Genomic DNA, 17,788 nt, shown 5'->3' with positions numbered 1-17,788 from the left:
AGGAAAGGAAATACAGCTATGTTTATTCCAAGAAGGATACTATTTGAAAAAGGCTCTTTAGATTATGAAATAGGCAAAAATATATATGAAGAATTTAAAGATAATCCCAAAATAGAGATAATAGAACTATCTTCAAATAAAATAAAACAGAACATTCCAGGAGATAATTTATATGAATTTTATAGGGAAGGAAAAAGAACTTTAGTTGTTGGAATAAAGAAAGGATTTAAGTTCCAATCCTGCAAACCATCAGCACATTATCAGCTGCCTTTAATATCTGGATGTGTAGGACAGTGTGAATACTGCTACTTAAATACAAATTTAGGGGATAGACCTTATTTAAAGGTTAACGTGAATATAGATGATATACTTAATAGAGCTGAAAAATATATGAAAGAAAGGCTTCCAGATATCACTATTTTTGAAGGCTCTGCCACCTCAGATCCAGTTCCTGTAGAGCCTTATACTCATTCATTAAGAAAGACTATAGAGTTTTTTGGTAAAACAGAAAGAGGAAGGTTTAGATTTGTTACAAAATATAGTGATGTGGATACTCTCCTTAATGCACAGCATAATGGCAATACAGAGATAAGATTTACTCTAAATACAGCTAAAGTCATAAATGATTATGAAAATAGAACAGCATCCATGGATATGAGAATAGAGGCTAGTGTGAAGGTAGCAAAAGCTGGTTATCCAACTGGGTTTATTATAGCTCCAGTATTTTTATATGATAATTGGAAAGAAGAATATAAAAATCTGTTGTTAGAATTAAATAGTAGATTGCCAAAGAACTTAAACTACCCAGTGACCTTTGAAGTAATATCTTATAGATACACCACAAGGGCTAAAAACATAATACAACAAGTATTCCCAGAAACAACTCTTCCTATGACAGATGAAGATAGAACCTATAAGTATGGGCAGTTTGGATATGGGAAATTCGTATACACTAAAGAACAATTACAAGATATGAAAGAATTTTTTACAAAGGAGATAAGCTCTATATTTGATAATAAGGAGATAAAGTACATAATATAAGAACATCACGCATGGGATTTGCATTTATGAAAGCTTCACTATGCAAAGAAGCTCTAATATTTCTGGCTTTAAAACCCCTAAACCTTCTAAACTCACTGACGTTCAGACAATAGAAGGTTCTTACGGTGTTTTAAACCCAGAAATAAAAGAGCTTCTAATTGCTTGTTCAACGCTTTCTACAATGCAAATCCCATGCGTGATGTTTAAATATTTAATCAATGTACTGCTAAATGAAATTTATATTCGTTCTTCATTCGTTATTTAAGATACTTAATGTTTATATTTATTCAATATTCTTATATAATATAATATATAAATTAGACAACATAAAAAGGAGCTAGAATATGCAAAACAAATATTTTTCAAGTGATGTGTTAGAAGAAGTCTATAATTGTATACCTTATATTGATACATTTTTTGATAATGACATAGAAATAATGCTTACTGATAGGGAAAAGGTATTATATTATCAAGGAAGTAAGGAGATAGATGCTAAAATACAAGAAGGAGCTGAAGTTGGGAAATTTGTAAGACAAGCTATGGAAGTGGGGGAAATTGAAGTAAAAGTTATTCCTGAAGATTTCATTGGAGTAGCTTTCAAATCATATATGATTCCAATAAAAGAAGGAAATACTGTAATAGGATCCTTAGCCATTGGGAAAAGTCTTTCTAAAAAGAATGCTGTGACCAATATTACACAGGGATTAATAACAGCGTTAACAAGCATGGAAACAGTGGCCAATCAGATTTCATCTGCAGTTCAAAAATTAGCTGATAAAAATGGTGAAATACTAAACGAAACAAATTTGGCTAACGATATAGCTCACGATACAGATAATATAGTAAGCTTTATAAAAGGAGTATCTTCTCAAACAAATCTTTTAGGCTTAAATGCATCTATTGAAGCTGCTAGAGCTGGGGATTATGGAAATGGATTTAATATTGTTGCACAAGAGATTAGAAAGCTATCTAAGTCATCTAGCGAATCTATGGTGAAAATAGAGGATATTATAAAAAGTATCTCATCATCAATAAAAAGAATTAATGATAAAGTAGTTAATGTTGAAGAGATATCACACCAACAGTCAGAAGCTTTACAGCAAATGGCTGTGTCCATTGAACAGCTCAATTCTACTGCTAAATTATTAGGCAAATTAGCAGATGAGCTATAATTAAAATTTTATTAGAAGAGCAAAGTGCAGTGGAGAAGTTGAGGCGCCTATAGGCGCCTCAACTTCTCCACTGCACCTACGGTGCTTCTACGTAGAAATATTTTACGTTGCAAAATATTTAATATATATGAATTAAATAATAATCATAAAGATGAAGATAATTCAAATGGGAAAATTAATATCCATGAAAAATTAAATTCTTTAATTAAAAAACACTATAATAAATCTAGCTATAGAAATAGTATTAATAGTAATAAAAACAATTTTAAAAATACATATAACAATTGGGAGAATAAAAAGGACAGCTTTAATAATTATGAGCAGAGAAATTATGATTTTAATAAGCTAGAGGCTATGCTTTTAGGACTGGAATCTGCGCCAGAAGATCTTAGTGAAGTTCTAGTTGGTGACAAATAAACTTTTTACGAAAAATGTTCATCATTTAAAAAGGCAGTCCTAATATATGATGTGTATGATGTTTTTAGTTTTCTTATGCTAAAACAACCTTTTTAAAAAATATTAATAATCTTTTTATATTGAACTGGAGTATTAGATTTGCATTGTAGAAAGCAATGAACAAGCGTTAGAAGCTTTCCTAAATGCAAATCTAATACGGAAGGTTCAATATTAAATATTGTTACAATTTATTTCTTAATTTAGTGCTGCGTAAATTCTTTAGCCAATTGCTCAAAGGCTGGTATTGACCTTTCAATCATATCAAAATCTACACAGTAGGACATTCTGAAATAACCAGGACATCCAAATCCGCTGCCTGGGACAAGAAGAAGATTATATTTTAATGCTCTCTTTATAAACTCTACATCATCATTTAATAGTGCTTTAGGGAATAGATAAAAAGCACCTTGAGGCTTTATGCACTCAAATCCTAATCTGGTTAGATTCTCATATAGAAAGTCTCTTCGTTTCTGATAACCACTTACATCAACCTCAGCTTCTAGAGCATCGGCAACAACCTTTTGAAATAGTCCAGGTGCATTTACAAAGCCAAGAGTACGGTTGCAGAAGGTTAATGCATTTACAAGGATATCAACATTCTGTATATTGCTGCTTGTGGCAATATAACCAATTCTCTCTCCAGCAAGAGCTAAAGATTTACTAAAGGAATTTACTATAATAGCATTTTTGAATATAGAAAGCATCTTTGGAAGCTTAATATTATCATATACTATCTTATTATAAGGTTCGTCAGAGATAACAAATATAGTTGTTTTAAATTCCTTTTCTTTTTCTAATAATATATTATTTATCTTTTTAAGAGTATCTTCGCTGTAAACAACCCCACTTGGGTTGTTAGGGTTGTTAATTATTATAGCCTTTGTTTTTGAGGTGATGCTTTTTTCAAAAGCCTCCAAGTCAGGTTCAAAGGTTGAAGTGTTAGGAGGTACAACTACCGTTTTTCCACCGTGATTGTCAGCATAAAAATTATACTCAACAAAGTATGGTGCAAAAACAATAACCTCTTCTTCAGGATTAAGAAGTGCCTTTAAAACTACATTTAGTCCTCCAGCAGCTCCAACTGTCATCACTATATTATCTTTAGAAAGTTCAACGCCGCTTTCTTTTTCTAAATGTTTAGCTATTTTTTCTCTAACTTCAGGATAACCTGCATTGTTCATATATTTATGTAGTCCTTTTTGTTCATTCAATATATGATTTTTTAAGGAATTTATAACATCTGTTGGAGGTTCTCCATAAGGATTTCCTAAACTATAATCATAAACCTTATCTGCCCCATATTTCTCTGTAAGCCTTGTGCCTTCTTCAAACATTAATCTTATCCAAGATGATTTGTTAAGATTATTTATTACTTTTTCTGAAAACATTGATTAGCCCTCCTTATTTATCTAATTATTAATATTTTAGAACAAAAATATATTTTATGCTAGAGAAAGTTTAACAATTTTAGGATTTCCTAAAATTTAAGCTTTGATTTTTGATCATACTCTAAACCTATATCCTGCTCCCCAAACTGTTTCTATATATTGAGGATTAGAAGGGGAAGATTCAATTTTTTCTCTTATTCTCCCAATATGAACTGTAACAGTAGCGGTATCTCCAATTGCATCTAGGCCCCAGATTTTTTCGAATAATTCTTCCCTGCTGAATACTCTGTTTGGGTTTTCTGCTAAATATAGAAGCAAATCAAACTCCTTTTGTGATAGAAATACTTCTTTAGAATTTATAAATACTTGTCTTGAATCTTTATTTATTTTAAGGCCACGTATGGTTAATATATTATTTTTAGGCTTTGAACCAAATTTATTCTTTATCCTTTCGTAGTTTTCAATATGGGATTTTACTCTAGCAACTAGTTCCCCGGGACTAAATGGTTTAGTAATATAGTCATCAGCTCCAAGAGTTAAACCTTTAATTTTATCTATTTCTTCTTTTTTAGCAGAAACCATTAATATGGGTATATCTTTATCTTCATGTATGCTTCGCAATATACTAAATCCATCTAGTTTTGGAAGCATAATATCAAGAATTATTAAATTGAACTCATTTTCTTTTATAGCAGTTAAACCTTGCAAACCATCTGTACATATAGTAACTTCAAAGCCTGAAAGTTCTAAATAATCCTTTTGAAGCTCAGCAATGCTTAGATCATCTTCAATAATTAAAATTTTTTTCATAATATCCTCCCACCTTTATGATAGCTTAGCCAGCGATATTATTATGCTAGTACCCAAGTTTTCATGACTTATAGCCCAGATTTTACCTTTATGACCTTCTACAATTTGTTTTGAAATAGCAAGCCCAAGTCCGCTGCCTTTTATTTCAGTACGAGCTGCATCAGCTCTATAGAATCTATCAAATATTCTATTTAAATGGTTTTTATCAATACCAGAACCATTATCTTTTATTTCAATAATAATGCTGGAGGTAGTTTCTCTCAGCATTATGACTATTTGTCCTTTTTCTTTATCCATATATTTGCGAGAATTATCTATTATATTGAGTATAACTCTTTGCATCTTTTCTTTATCAAGCATAACATGTTTTGCTTCTTTTAAGTCATTTTGGAGAGAAATTTCTATATTACTCTTTTGAAGTTCAAAGATGCTTTCATCAACACAATACTGAAAGAAATCAACAATATTAGTTTTTTCAAAGTTAAACGGAACCTGATTTAAATCTAATCGAGAGTATAAAAGTAAATCATCAATCATAGTATCCATAAGTTGAGCTTTTGAATAAATAGTTTTTAAATAAGCGTCTATTTTTTCCTCTGTATTAGCAACTCCGTCTAAAATTCCTTCCACGTATCCTTTTATAGAGGTTATAGGAGTTTTTAAATCATGGGATATACTAGAAACCAGCATCTTTCTATTATCATCATACTTTCTTCTTATGCGTACGGAATCCTTTAGCTGGACTCGCATTTTCTCAAAATCTGCACAAAGTTCTCTAATTTCATCATCACCATCTTCTGTAATTTCAAGGTTTAAATTACCAAGACTGATTTCAGATACAGCATTTTTTAATTGAGATATGGGTTCTAGTATCCTTTTTGAAAATAGATAGGATGTAATAAGATTAGTTAGAATAAAGGATACAAAAAATATAATTGCTATACATGTAAGTTCGTATTTTAAATCTTTCAAATTTGTTAAAGTAGTGTATTCAGTATTTGAGATAAAAATTTCATGATGTAAAGTTATAAAGATAAAAGATGCAATTGCAGTTAGAATAAATGGAGTTATAATAGCTATGCTGTTATAAATAATCAATCTTTTTTTTATACTCATAATTTCACCTTATATTAAAAGTCTTTTTTATCAAATAAATAATATGCTCCTGTAAATAGTAGAATAATATAGCTAAGCATTAATAAAGACTGGCGGAAAATTTTTAGGAAGGATACATTGCTCATAATCCATAGCCTGTACCAATCTAACATGTTTGTGAAAAATAAACTAGAGTAACTAGAAAATATGATTCCAAGAGCTTTAAAAACAATAAAAATTATAATAGATGCAAAAAATATGCTTATTCCATTTCTTAATATATTTGTGAGAAGTACAATAACTAGGGCAAGCACTGTCATAGGAATTAAGGTTACTAAATAAGAAATCAATATTCTAATAATACTATGTAATGTAAAAGAATTTGAATTAAATACTACTCCAGTTATAGTTGAAATAATCATTACAAATAGAAGATTTACTAATACAAAAATCATTATAGCAATAACTTTTGCAGTAAAAAATTTCAATCTTGTAACTGGTCTTGTAATTGTAATCTTTATAGTATTTTGAGAAAACTCTCCAGAGAAACTATCAATGGCTATAAGAGTAGTAAATAATGGAAGTATAGAATTAACGACTACAGAAAGTACAAGAAGAGGAAATTCATTGCTAGAAGCTCCACGTACTCCAAAACCACTGCGTAGAATCACGACAGATAATTGTCCTAGAATAACGAAAATAAGTGACATTAAAGCTGCCACCATAACCTTTTTCTTTTTGTATAATTTTTCTAATTCATTAATTAAAGCTGCTTTAAATCCTGCCATTTCTCTCTACCTCACTAATAAAATAATTTTCAAGGGAAACATAATTTTTTAAAATATTTTCAGTAGTATCTACATTTAACATTTTACCATTATATAATATACCTACTTTTGTACAGGTAAGTTCTACATCATGAATAAGATGGCTTGATATAAAAAAGGTGGTCTTTTCTATTTCTGCAAGGTTCTTTATAATGTTTCTTATTTGAATCATACCCTCAACATCAAGTCCATTTAGAGGCTCGTCCAATATAATTACTTTTGGTTTTGATAATATGGCTGCTGCAATTCCAAGTCTTTGTTTCATACCAAGAGAAAACTTTTTAGGCTTCTCATTTTTGTATTTTAAGAGACCTACAAGCTCTAAGACTTCATCTATTCTTTTAGTATCAACATTTTTATAATATCTTGAAAATTGTTTTAGGTTTTCAAAGGCTGTCAAATAGGGATAGGACTCAGCAGTTTCTATAATACAGCCGACTTTTTCCATAGCTTTTTCAAAGTTTGTTAAAATGCTGTTGCCTAAGATTTTAACATCACCGCTATCAGGCTTTATGAGCCCAGTCATAATTTTCATAGCCGTAGTTTTTCCAGCTCCATTAGGACCTAAAAATCCAAAAATTTCTCCTCTATGTATATCTAAACTTATATTTGTTATACCTCTTCCGTTTTTATATATCTTAGTGAGATTTTTAATCTCAATAACTTTTTCCATTCTAATACCCCCAAAAACATTATGTTAGAGGCAGAACCTAAGTTAGAAAGAAGGTTCTGCCGCCTAATTTAAGAATTTTACTTACTAAAGTTCTTATTATTCAAACACTCTACTAAATTGGGTGTCAAATAAAACTTTTTCATTTCTAGATCCGTCTATATTGAAGTTTATTTTTCCAGACCATTGATCAATATATATATTACCTTTCACAGTATTTCCATCAGCATCAGTAGCTGTATAAGATGCACTAGGATGATCTTTTTCGAATGTTCCACTAAAAGTAAAGCTCTTTTTATTTAAGAAATAATCTTCATAACCTGGCACAGACTGTTCGTAATATTTTCCAGAAACGCTGGTTTCATTTATTGAAGTGATTTCTACAATTCTTTCACCTATTTTTTCAAATTTATCTCCTTTTTCTATTAAAATATCAGTCTTGTATTTTCCTATATATTTTTTAGGATTGGTTAATTTGCTGCGGTCAATTTCGATGTCTTTTTCTACCTTCTTACCAGAAAGGTCAGGTTTAGTAACTTTAGTTGAATTAATATTGTATAATTTTACAGATAGCTCAAAGGTTAAGGTGTGATCTTTACCATTATCATCTTTACCACAAATTGTACCTTTGCCAGTTATGCTTTGCATTAATCCATTCTTGTCTATAAGCATTTTTCCTGTAACATCTTTTATAAAGACATCTTTTTTAACTTTAGGTATAGTAGTATCCATATCTTTATTATATTTAAATGTATTTTTTGTTTGAAGGGATACTACAGCATTTATTAAAGCAGGTATTTGTGATTCATCTAAAGAACCAGATAGTTCTTTGCTGCCATCAGAGTTTTCTTTTACTACAACAGCTTCTTTTAGATTTCCTACAAGAATATCTGCTATTCTCTCAATATCATCAGCACCTTCTTCTTTAAACGGATTTGTGAAGGAGCGTACTTCTTGAGGCGACGTAAATTCAGTTACATAATAAATTGGTGCATTAGCATTTTTAGTTATACGAACATTTTTATCTGAGTAAGAGTAATAATCATTCTTATTTTTTCCATAGATACTTTTTGAAGTAGTTTCCAAAGCTTGACGAGAAGCATCAAATTTATTAGTAGAAGTATCAGATGAAATAACAGTTCCATCTGCCTTTACTATAAAAGAAGCATCCATAGTGTAGCTTGAAAGTGTAGTAGATACGCTTTCTGCTGTATATTTTAAAGAATCTTTTAATAAATCATATCCACCTTTAGATGCTATTTCTGCAATAGCAGTGGTAGCAAACATTACAGTTCCCAGTGCGAAACTTAAAATCATAGTAGTTTTCTTACTAAACTTCATTATAAAAACCCCTTTTGGTATAATTTTAATTTTTATGAAGGCCTTCACAATTTTATTATAGAGGAGACATCTCTAATTTACATAAACTAATTATAAACAAAATATAAAATTATTAAATCTCAACGATTGCTTTAAAAAGGTCTCCATCAATTTCTATGTTGAGTTTTCCGCCTTGAAGTTCTAATATACTTTTTGCAATGGCAAGTCCTAGACCAGAGCCTTCTGTGTTTCTTGATGCATCTCCACGTTTAAATCTTTCAAAGATTTCCTCTACATTGAAGTTCATTTCGTAGGAAGAAATATTTTTTATTGTCATGGTGATTTTACCATTATAATCCACAAGATCAATATATACTCTGGTATTAGGCATAGAATATTTTAGAGCGTTACTTATGAGATTTTCGAAGACTCTCCAGGTTTTTTTACCATCTAAATGAGCATAAACTTTGTGATTCGGTATATTTACTTTAAATTTTAATGAGGATGCTTTAATTTTTTCATCAAATTCTCCAAGAGTCTGCCTTAATAGAGCAGCAACATCTACTTTTTCTATGTTAAGTTTTATGGAGCCACTAGCAAGCTTTGAAGCTTCAAAAAGGTCTTCTATAAGAACTTTAAGTCTTTGAGTTTTTCTATCTAGTATCCCTACATAACCTTGAATTTCCTCTTTGGATAAATCCTCTTTTTTTAGTAAATCTACATAATTTACAATAGAGGTAAGAGGGGTTTTTAAATCGTGAGATACATTTGTTATGAGCTCAGATTTTAATCTCTCGCTTTTTATCTGTTCTTCTAGAGATTTTTTATATCCTTCTTTCATATTGTTTATATTGTTAGCAAGCCTTGATAGGTGACCTGCGCCTTTTGTTTTTATTTCATAATTTAAGTTTCCCTTCACAATTTCCTCAGAACCTTCAAATATATTATTAAAAACAGAAACTTTTTTTAACACGTAATAAGGGATAGTTATGATATACACAAGTATACAAATTAAGGATATTAATACAATTTCTGTAGATGACCCGGATATTCCTAAAATAAAAACAGCTACAGACATACAAAATAAGCATGTAAAAATAAATATTGAAATTACCTTGAATAAAATGCTTTTATTTGCAGAGCTTTCCTTAAGGAGAATTACGAATTTATTAAGCATACTTTTTTTAAATTCAATTTTAATTTCTTTTTTATTTTTTATAAGGTTTATATAGTCTAATAGGCTTAACAAAACATACAAAGTTAATATGGAGGTAATAGTAAGTTTAAAAAAATGATCTATATTAATTGGAAAGTAAAAGAAGGATATACTTGATAAGTAGCTCAAAGTTATAGTTAGCAAAAATATAAATATTAAAATTCGCAAATCTAAAGGGATTATTTTTAAAAACTTAATAAAGGTGTTAATAGGCTCAATAAACAATTCATTATTTTTATTTAAGTACAAAGATATAAGTATTGCAACTCCAATGCAGATCACAAATAATGCTCCTTCTATAATAACTCTTTCTCTTATAGAATTATAGTAATTATAATTAGCAATCATTTGACTATATCCATTAAATTCTTTGGGAATTATGAAGTATCCTTCTAAATTTAAAGATTTAAATTCATTATTTATAGATAAAAAAGGATCGCGGAAATTAAGATTTCTAGGAAACTCTATGCTGTATAAGGCTTTATCTTTTATATAGGCACTGATATCTGTAATATTTTTTATGTTAGAGTATATTTCTCCAGTGCTAATATTTTTAATGTAATATTTTATATCTTCTCTTTCAAATAAGCTATTTTTAAGAGCATTAAACTCCATATCTTTATCAGCTACTTGTCTTTTTATTTCTTCATCTATTTTAAGAGAGAATTCCTCTTCCAGTTTTTTTAATTTTTTATCTCTTTCCTCAGTTAGGGCCTTAATTACGGTATTATCTTTTATTTTACTCTCATTACCAATATAATAAATGTAATCATTATTGATTTTATTTTGTTCTTCTTTTAACTGAGAATTATAATTTGTTTTTATATCATTAATTGTTTCTATGCCTAACTTATCATAATTGGATTTTTTTTCATAATCTTTATAATCTATGTGGAAAGATTTTAGATTATAAAAGAAGCTGGATAAATCATTTTTAAATAAAGAACTACCAAAGTAAGAGTCAGACTTTAGGTATTCTGTATGTCCAACAAAGTCAATAGCCAATATGAATGAAAAACCGAATAGATATACAGTAAGTATTAAAGCTGCTTTATTTAAATATTTATTTTTCAATTTTATACCCAATACCCCACACCACCTTTAAATATTTTGGTTCTTTAGGATTTATTTCTATCTTTTCTCGTATTCTTCTTATATGCACAGCTACGGTATTTTCAGCTTTATAAGAAGGCTCTTTCCAAACTTTTTCATAGATTTCTTCTATAGAGAATACCCTCCCTTTATTCTCCATTAGAAGTTCCAGGATTTTGTATTCAATAGGAGTAAGCTTAACTTCTTCACCATCAACTTTCACAGATTTAGTACTTTTGCTTAAAGAAAGACCCTTTACTACAATTTCATCGGAGCTTTCTTTTCCACTGCCCAAATTCATATATCTTCTAAGCTGAGATTTAACTCTTGCAACTAATTCAAGAGGATTAAAGGGCTTTGTAACATAATCATCAGCGCCTACATTAAGACCTAGTATTTTATCACTATCTTCAGACTTAGCAGAAAGCATTATTATAGGAATGTTTTTGCTTTCTCTAATCTTAAATGTTGCCTTTATACCATCCATTCTAGGCATCATGATATCTAATATTATAAGGTGTATATCTTTTTCAGAAATCAATTCTAAAGCTTCTATTCCATCCTTTGCTTTATATACGTTTATGCCTTCACATTTTAAGTAAATTTCTATGGCATCCCTTATTTCGTTTTCATCATCTACTACCAAAACGTTATATTTTGACATATCTTCCCCATCCTTTCTTTTAGTATTATATCATTTCTATTCCTCCTTTTTTATAAATGATTTCACTTTTAAAGTCACGTGACTATAGAATTATTTTACAAAGAGTTTTTTACAAATAACTCACCAGAAATATTAAAAATTTCTTAAGAATTTTTTAATAACTTTATCCTATAATAGAATTTTAGAAGAATTGTGATTTATATAACTTTTAAAGTAATCCTAAGGAAGGGTTATTAATTATAGTTAAAAAGAACTTATTATTTTGATATAATAATATAAGTCTAAATACCTATGAATAGTAAAGAAAAATCTAATATATGATTTGGCTATCACTTATATGAAAGGAGAAACTATGAAACAAAGAAAAAATTATTTTAGATGGATATTAGCAGCAGCTTGGATGGTAGTTATATTTTCATTTTCAAATGATCCAGCAGATGTATCAACTGAAAAAAGTGATTTTATAATAAATTTAGTAAATACCTTAGGCATAGATTTAAATAGTACTTTAGGAGAACTTGCTGACTTTATTGTAAGAAAAATTGCTCATTTTACAGAATACTTTATACTATATTTGCTTATATTTAATGCTCTAAGAGATGATTTTTATTTAAGAAAAGCTCTTATTATTTCTTTAATAGCAACTTTTCTATATGCTTGCTCAGATGAAATACATCAGATATTTATTCCAGGTAGAGAGGGTAGGTTTAGAGATGTTTTAATTGATACTTCTGGTGGAATTTTTGCATTAGCCATAATAAGTTTATACAAAATGTTCAAAGGTAAAGCTATTAAAAAATCATACTAAATTTATTTTTTTGTTAATGTAAAGTATTATCTTGTAAGGTATAATATAAATATAGTATATAAAATACTAACATTGCTATTGTATGATGAAATTTATTAATTAGATAGTTATTAAGACAGTGGTAAGTTCCAATACTAAAAAGCAGCTATATAAGTATAATAAAATATGCACATACAGGTATAATAAAATACGCATAAGAAATTTCATCTAAAAAGTATATGGTAAAGGGGGAAATGTTTATGAAAGTTTTAGTAGTAGGAGGAGCTGGATATATTGGATCCCATGCTGTAAGGGGATTGCTAAATAGTGGATATGAAGTAGTTGTAATAGATAATCTTCAGACGGGGCACTTAAATTCTTTGCCAGAAAGAGTTAAATTCTACAAACAGGATATAAGAAATAGAGAGAGGTTATTTAAAATATTTGAAATAGAGAACTTTGATGCAGTAATGCATTTTGCAGCTAACTCTATAGTAGGTGAATCTATGTCTAATCCTATAAAATATTATGACAATAATGTATACGGAACTCAGGTGCTTTTAGAGGCAATGAAGGCTTATGACGTAAAATACATAGTATTTTCATCTACTGCAGCCACTTATGGAGAGCCAACTCAAATACCTATTACAGAGGACTGTATTACAAATCCAACCAATGCTTATGGTGAAACAAAGCTTGCTATGGAAAAGATGATGAAATGGTTTAATGTAGCTTATAATATAAATTATGTATCCTTGAGATATTTTAATGTTGCAGGTGCTAACAATGAAGAAGGCATTGGTGAAGATCATAGACATGAAACCCATCTTATACCTTTAGTATTACAAGTACCTCTAGGTGAGAGGAGTTCTATAACTATTTTTGGAGATGACTATGATACTAAAGATGGTACATGTATAAGAGATTATATTCACATAATAGATTTAATTGATGCTCATATACTGGCTTTAAAGTATTTGGTAAATGGTGGAAAGAGCGATATATTTAATCTTGGAAGCAATGAAGGTTATTCTGTAAAGGAAATAATAGAGACAGCAAGAAAGGTAACAGGACACCCTATACCATCAAAAATAGGAGAGAGAAGAAAAGGAGATCCAAGCATACTTATAGCTTCATCACAAAAGGCTAAAAGCATACTAGGATGGCAGCCTAAACATACAAATATAGAAGAAATAATACAAAGCGCTTGGAATTGGCATAAGGCTAATCCACAAGGATATAAGGATAGTACTAGCAACTAGTAGTGTTAGTATTTAAAAAAATAGACATACTTGTTTCATAAAAATAAGTATGTTTATTTTTTATGTCATGTTTAAAATTATAGGTGTAAAAGCATAGATATATAAAAATTTGGCTAGAAATTATTAAATAAGACTATTGATGTATTTAAAAGGAGTAATGAATTTTGTTAGAGAGAGCAAAAGAGTTGTTAAAAAAGTACTATGGATATTCGGAGTTTAGAAAAGGACAAGAAAAAAGTATAACAAGCATTTTAAACAAGAGGGATACTTTTGCTATTATGCCAACAGGAGCAGGAAAGTCTATATGCTATCAAATACCAGCCCTTATATTAAACGGATTGACTTTGGTTATATCTCCACTTATCTCTCTTATGAAGGATCAAGTGGATTCTTTGAACAGTATAGGCATAAAAGCAGCTTATATTAATAGTACTTTGAGTGATTTAGAAGTTGAAGATACAATTCTTAAAGCGCAATATGGACAGTATGATTTATTATATATTGCTCCAGAAAGGCTAGAATCAGAAGTATTTTCTCAGACTCTAAAATGTATGGATATTTCTTTAGTTGCTATAGATGAAGCACACTGTGTATCTCAGTGGGGACACGACTTTAGACCAAGCTACAGGCAAATAGCAAGGTTTATAAAAACCATGCCTAATAGACCTATTGTAGCTGCTTTTACAGCTACAGCCACAGAAGAGGTCAAGGAGGATGTGGTTAATCTATTAGAGCTTATAAATCCAGAAGTATACGTAACTGGTTTCGATAGGGAAAATCTTTACTTATCTGTGGTAAAAGGTGTGGACAAAAAAGATTATATATTGGATTATGTAGAGAATAACAAGGATAAAGTAGGAATAATATATGCTGCTACTAGAAGAGAAGTTGACAGCATATATGAACTTCTGCACAAAAAAGGTTTTAAGGTAGGCAAGTACCATGCTGGATTAGGGGAAAAGGAAAGAAAAGAAAATCAAGAAGCTTTTATATATGATGATATAAATATCATAGTAGCTACAAATGCCTTTGGTATGGGAATTGACAAGTCTAATGTAAGATACGTTATTCACTATAATATGCCTAAAAATATGGAAGCCTACTACCAAGAAGCAGGTCGTGCAGGAAGAGATGGAGAGCCTAGTGAGTGTATCCTTTTATTTGGAGAGCAAGATGTAGTATTGCAAAAATATTTAGCAGATATGAATATAACATCTCCTGAGAGGAAGATAAGGGAATATAGAAAAATTCAGATGATGGCTGATTATTGCCACACTGAAAGATGTCTTAGAGGCTATATACTAGATTATTTTGGAGAACATGATTTCAAAGATAAATGTGATAATTGCAGCTCTTGTAAAGATGATACGGAGGCTGTAGATATTACAATAGAGGCTCAGAAGATATTTTCTTGTGTTGCAAGAATGAATCAGAGATACGGTGTAACTCTTGTGGCATTAGTACTGAAAGGGTCAAAAAACAAAAAAGTACTAGAGTTAAACTTTGATAAGCTATCTACTTATGGGATTATGAAACAATACAGTGAAAAAGAAATTAAAAACATGATAAACGTACTTATTGCAGAAGCTTATATGACTCTTACAGAAAGTGAGTATCCAGTATTACGATTAACAAAGAGAGCATTAAATGTTCTTAGAGGCAATGAAAAAGTTTTTAAAAAGATGCATAAAAAGATTAAAAAACAAAAGGTGGATAACTCTTTATTTGAAGTTCTTAGAAGGCTTAGAAAGAGCATATCGGAGAGAGAAAATGTTCCTCCTTATATCATATTTCCAGATAGTACTTTACGTGAACTCAGCGAGTATTTACCTCAAGACTCTGCATCTATGCTTAAAATTAAAGGAATTGGAGAGGTAAAGTTTGAAAAATATGGTGAGGAATTTTTAGAAGCAATTAAAAAATATGCTGAAGAAAATGGAATTAAGCCTGTAAATCAAGAGGAATCTATAGAAGTTGAAGAAAAGCTTCCAAGTCATATAATAAGCTTCAATATGTATAAAGAGGGCAAAAACTTAGATGAGATATGTAAAGAAAGAAAATTAAAAATAACAACTGTGCAAGATCATATTATTAAATCCTATTTAGAAGGTTTAGAAGTTAATCTAGAAGATTTTATTCCTATCAAATATAAAGATCTTATCTATGAAACCATTAAAAGGATTGGAGGACAAAAATTAAGACCTATTAAAGATGCTCTTCCAGAGGAAGTGGACTATATGAGCATTAAAGCGGCATTATGCAGCATGGAGAAAGTGAAAATAGAAAGTGGAGAGTGGAGCCTTTAAGTGTCTCTAATCCTCCACTTTTTTTAATTGGGGCTGTTTCATTTATATCTCTTCTAGAAATCTATTTGCGTGCACATTCTGATGCTATTCCTTTTAAAATTTCCAAGCCGTGTTTTAATGCAGGAAGTATACATTCAAGATTTTCCCTAACTGCTTTTGGACTTCCAGGAAGGTTTATGATTAGACTATTGTTACGGATTCCAGATACCCCTCTGCTTAAGATTGCTTTTGGTGTAATTTTAAGGCTGTAGTATCTCATAGCTTCAGATATGCCAGGAGTTTCTCTATGAATTACATCTAAAGTAGCTTCAGGAGTCCAATCTCTTGGAGAAAAGCCTGTCCCACCTGTAGTAAGAATTAAATCTAATTTCAAAATATCACACATTTTTATGAGTTCTTTAGAAAGCATTTCTCTTTCATCAGGAAGAATTTTATAATAAGCAACATCATAGCCATTGCTTGTCATAATCTCTTCTATAACCTTACCACTTGTATCTTCACGCTGTCCTAAATAACCCTTATCACTAGCAGTTAATATACCAACTTTAAACAATGGTAACACCACCTTTAAAAAATTTGTTTGTTTAGTAATAAGATTAATATAGGGATAGTATAAAATCAATACATAAATGGATTAATTTAGAAAAATAGAAAGGAATTAAATACTTGAATGTAGAAATATTACCTAATTGATAAGGTTTAGACTGGAGGGGATTTGGTGTTAGATGGAGAGGGAAGAGAAATAAATTATTTACGAATATCAGTTACAGATCTATGTAATTTAAGATGTAGATATTGTATACCAGAAGAAGGCATTGTAAAGAAATGTCATTCTAGTATTTTAACCTTGGAAGAGATTGAGAAAATAGTTGCAACTTCAACCCAGATAGGAATAAACAAAGTAAGGCTTACTGGGGGAGAACCTTTAGTTAGAAGAGGTATAGTGAAGCTTGTAGAGAAAATATCAAATATTGAAGGGATAAATGAGATTGCACTAACAACTAATGGAATATTGCTAAAAAAGTATGCTGCTGATTTAAAGAAGGCAGGTTTAAAAAGGGTAAATATAAGTATAGACACTCTTAATAAAGATAAATATGAGTACATAACAAGAGGAGGAAATCTTCAAGATGTATTCTGGGGAATAGAAGCAGCTAAGGAGTCAGGTCTGTTTCCTTTAAAACTCAATGTAGTGCTTATTAAAGGTTTTAATGATGATGAAATTGAAGATTTTATAAATCTTACTTTAAAAAACAAAATAGATATACGATTTATTGAACTTATGCCAATTGGCGATAACAGTAAGTGGTCTCAAGAGCATTTCATTTCAAATACCATAGTTCTAAATAGAAATCCAAACTTAATACCAATAGATAATAAAGACAAATCAGCGCCAGCTAAACACTACAAACTTCCTAATGCAAAAGGAAGAGTGGGATTAATTAATCCTATAAGTTCACATTTTTGTTCAAATTGCAATAGATTAAGACTTACAGCAGATGGGAAAATTAAACCCTGTCTTCATTCTAACGAGGAGATAGATATAAAAGCTGTATTAAGGCAGGGAGGGGACATTTTGCCTATTATAACAAAGGCAGTAGAAATTAAGCCGAAAGAACATCATATAAATAAAGATGATTATACTCCTGTAAATAGAGAAATGGTCCAGATAGGGGGATGAA

The 17,788-nt window shown here is 30.0% G+C and carries 16 protein-coding genes; 7 read left to right on the top strand and 9 right to left on the bottom strand.

The features are described 5' to 3' along the window. The first annotated feature begins 18 nt into the window (after window positions 1-18). The 3 genes from splB (at window position 19) to ACFWTK_RS08940 (ending at window position 2,630) form a co-directional block, all read left to right on the top strand. Window positions 19-1,041, top strand: coding sequence for a spore photoproduct lyase (splB, locus tag ACFWTK_RS08950; protein ID WP_415875669.1), 1,023 nt, complete (start codon window positions 19-21; stop codon window positions 1,039-1,041). Between the two features lie 344 nt (window positions 1,042-1,385). Beyond that, a complete protein-coding gene (locus ACFWTK_RS08945) occupies window positions 1,386-2,213 on the top strand; it encodes a methyl-accepting chemotaxis protein (RefSeq protein ID WP_415875668.1) in 828 nt (275 codons plus the stop codon). Window positions 2,214-2,294: 81 nt separating this feature from the next. Then, window positions 2,295-2,630, top strand: coding sequence for a hypothetical protein (locus ACFWTK_RS08940; protein WP_415875667.1), 336 nt, complete (start codon window positions 2,295-2,297; stop codon window positions 2,628-2,630). A gap of 239 nt (window positions 2,631-2,869) precedes the next feature. On the opposite strand, the gene ACFWTK_RS08935 is transcribed toward ACFWTK_RS08940, so the two are convergent. The 8 genes from ACFWTK_RS08935 to ACFWTK_RS08900 form a co-directional block, all read right to left on the bottom strand. After that, window positions 2,870-4,057 (bottom strand): pyridoxal phosphate-dependent aminotransferase, encoded by a 1,188-nt coding sequence (locus ACFWTK_RS08935; RefSeq protein WP_415875666.1) that lies wholly within the window; start codon window positions 4,055-4,057, stop codon window positions 2,870-2,872. A gap of 114 nt (window positions 4,058-4,171) precedes the next feature. Continuing rightward, window positions 4,172-4,867, bottom strand: coding sequence for a response regulator transcription factor (locus tag ACFWTK_RS08930; protein ID WP_273092393.1), 696 nt, complete (start codon window positions 4,865-4,867; stop codon window positions 4,172-4,174). A 15-nt stretch (window positions 4,868-4,882) separates the two neighbouring features. Next, window positions 4,883-5,983 (bottom strand): sensor histidine kinase, encoded by a 1,101-nt coding sequence (locus tag ACFWTK_RS08925; RefSeq protein ID WP_415875665.1) that lies wholly within the window; start codon window positions 5,981-5,983, stop codon window positions 4,883-4,885. A gap of 14 nt (window positions 5,984-5,997) precedes the next feature. Then, window positions 5,998-6,750, bottom strand: coding sequence for an ABC transporter permease (locus ACFWTK_RS08920; protein ID WP_415875664.1), 753 nt, complete (start codon window positions 6,748-6,750; stop codon window positions 5,998-6,000). After that, window positions 6,737-7,462: an ABC transporter ATP-binding protein gene (locus ACFWTK_RS08915; RefSeq protein WP_415875663.1), complete on the bottom strand. Its 726-nt coding sequence runs from the start codon at window positions 7,460-7,462 to the stop codon at window positions 6,737-6,739. Before ACFWTK_RS08915 ends, ACFWTK_RS08920 begins: the two co-directional genes overlap by 14 nt. Window positions 7,463-7,558: 96 nt before the next feature. After that, on the bottom strand, window positions 7,559-8,800 hold the full coding sequence (locus tag ACFWTK_RS08910) for a hypothetical protein (RefSeq protein ID WP_415875662.1): 1,242 nt from the start codon (window positions 8,798-8,800) through the stop codon (window positions 7,559-7,561). A gap of 112 nt (window positions 8,801-8,912) precedes the next feature. Beyond that, window positions 8,913-11,081, bottom strand: a complete 2,169-nt coding sequence (locus ACFWTK_RS08905; protein WP_415875661.1) for a sensor histidine kinase — start codon at window positions 11,079-11,081, stop codon at window positions 8,913-8,915. Then, on the bottom strand, window positions 11,059-11,751 hold the full coding sequence (locus ACFWTK_RS08900) for a response regulator transcription factor (protein WP_061858827.1): 693 nt from the start codon (window positions 11,749-11,751) through the stop codon (window positions 11,059-11,061). The genes ACFWTK_RS08905 and ACFWTK_RS08900 overlap by 23 nt, the downstream gene beginning before the upstream one ends. Window positions 11,752-12,103: 352 nt before the next feature. On the opposite strand from ACFWTK_RS08900, the gene ACFWTK_RS08895 reads away from it, so the two are divergent. From ACFWTK_RS08895 to recQ, 3 genes are all read left to right on the top strand, one after another. Then, on the top strand, window positions 12,104-12,559 hold the full coding sequence (locus ACFWTK_RS08895; RefSeq protein ID WP_415875660.1) for a VanZ family protein: 456 nt from the start codon (window positions 12,104-12,106) through the stop codon (window positions 12,557-12,559). Between the two features lie 239 nt (window positions 12,560-12,798). Beyond that, window positions 12,799-13,800, top strand: a complete 1,002-nt coding sequence (galE, locus tag ACFWTK_RS08890) for a UDP-glucose 4-epimerase GalE (protein ID WP_415875659.1) — start codon at window positions 12,799-12,801, stop codon at window positions 13,798-13,800. A gap of 164 nt (window positions 13,801-13,964) precedes the next feature. Next, complete coding sequence (recQ, locus tag ACFWTK_RS08885; RefSeq protein WP_415875658.1) at window positions 13,965-16,106, top strand: DNA helicase RecQ; 2,142 nt, start codon at window positions 13,965-13,967, stop codon at window positions 16,104-16,106. A gap of 61 nt (window positions 16,107-16,167) precedes the next feature. Here the strand turns inward: recQ and ACFWTK_RS08880 are convergent, their stop codons facing one another. After that, window positions 16,168-16,659, bottom strand: a complete 492-nt coding sequence (locus ACFWTK_RS08880; protein WP_415875657.1) for a MogA/MoaB family molybdenum cofactor biosynthesis protein — start codon at window positions 16,657-16,659, stop codon at window positions 16,168-16,170. A gap of 165 nt (window positions 16,660-16,824) precedes the next feature. Here ACFWTK_RS08880 and moaA point away from each other — a divergent pair, with 165 nt between their 5' ends. Beyond that, window positions 16,825-17,787 (top strand): GTP 3',8-cyclase MoaA, encoded by a 963-nt coding sequence (moaA, locus tag ACFWTK_RS08875; RefSeq protein ID WP_415875656.1) that lies wholly within the window; start codon window positions 16,825-16,827, stop codon window positions 17,785-17,787. Window position 17,788: the final 1 nt, after the last annotated feature.

Source organism: Clostridium sp., from assembly GCF_047777555.1.
Classification (GTDB): Bacteria; Bacillota; Clostridia; order Clostridiales; family Clostridiaceae; genus Clostridium_H.
The sequence above is the reverse complement of the archived record's forward strand: the minus strand, read 5'-3'. Positions and strand labels throughout refer to the sequence as shown.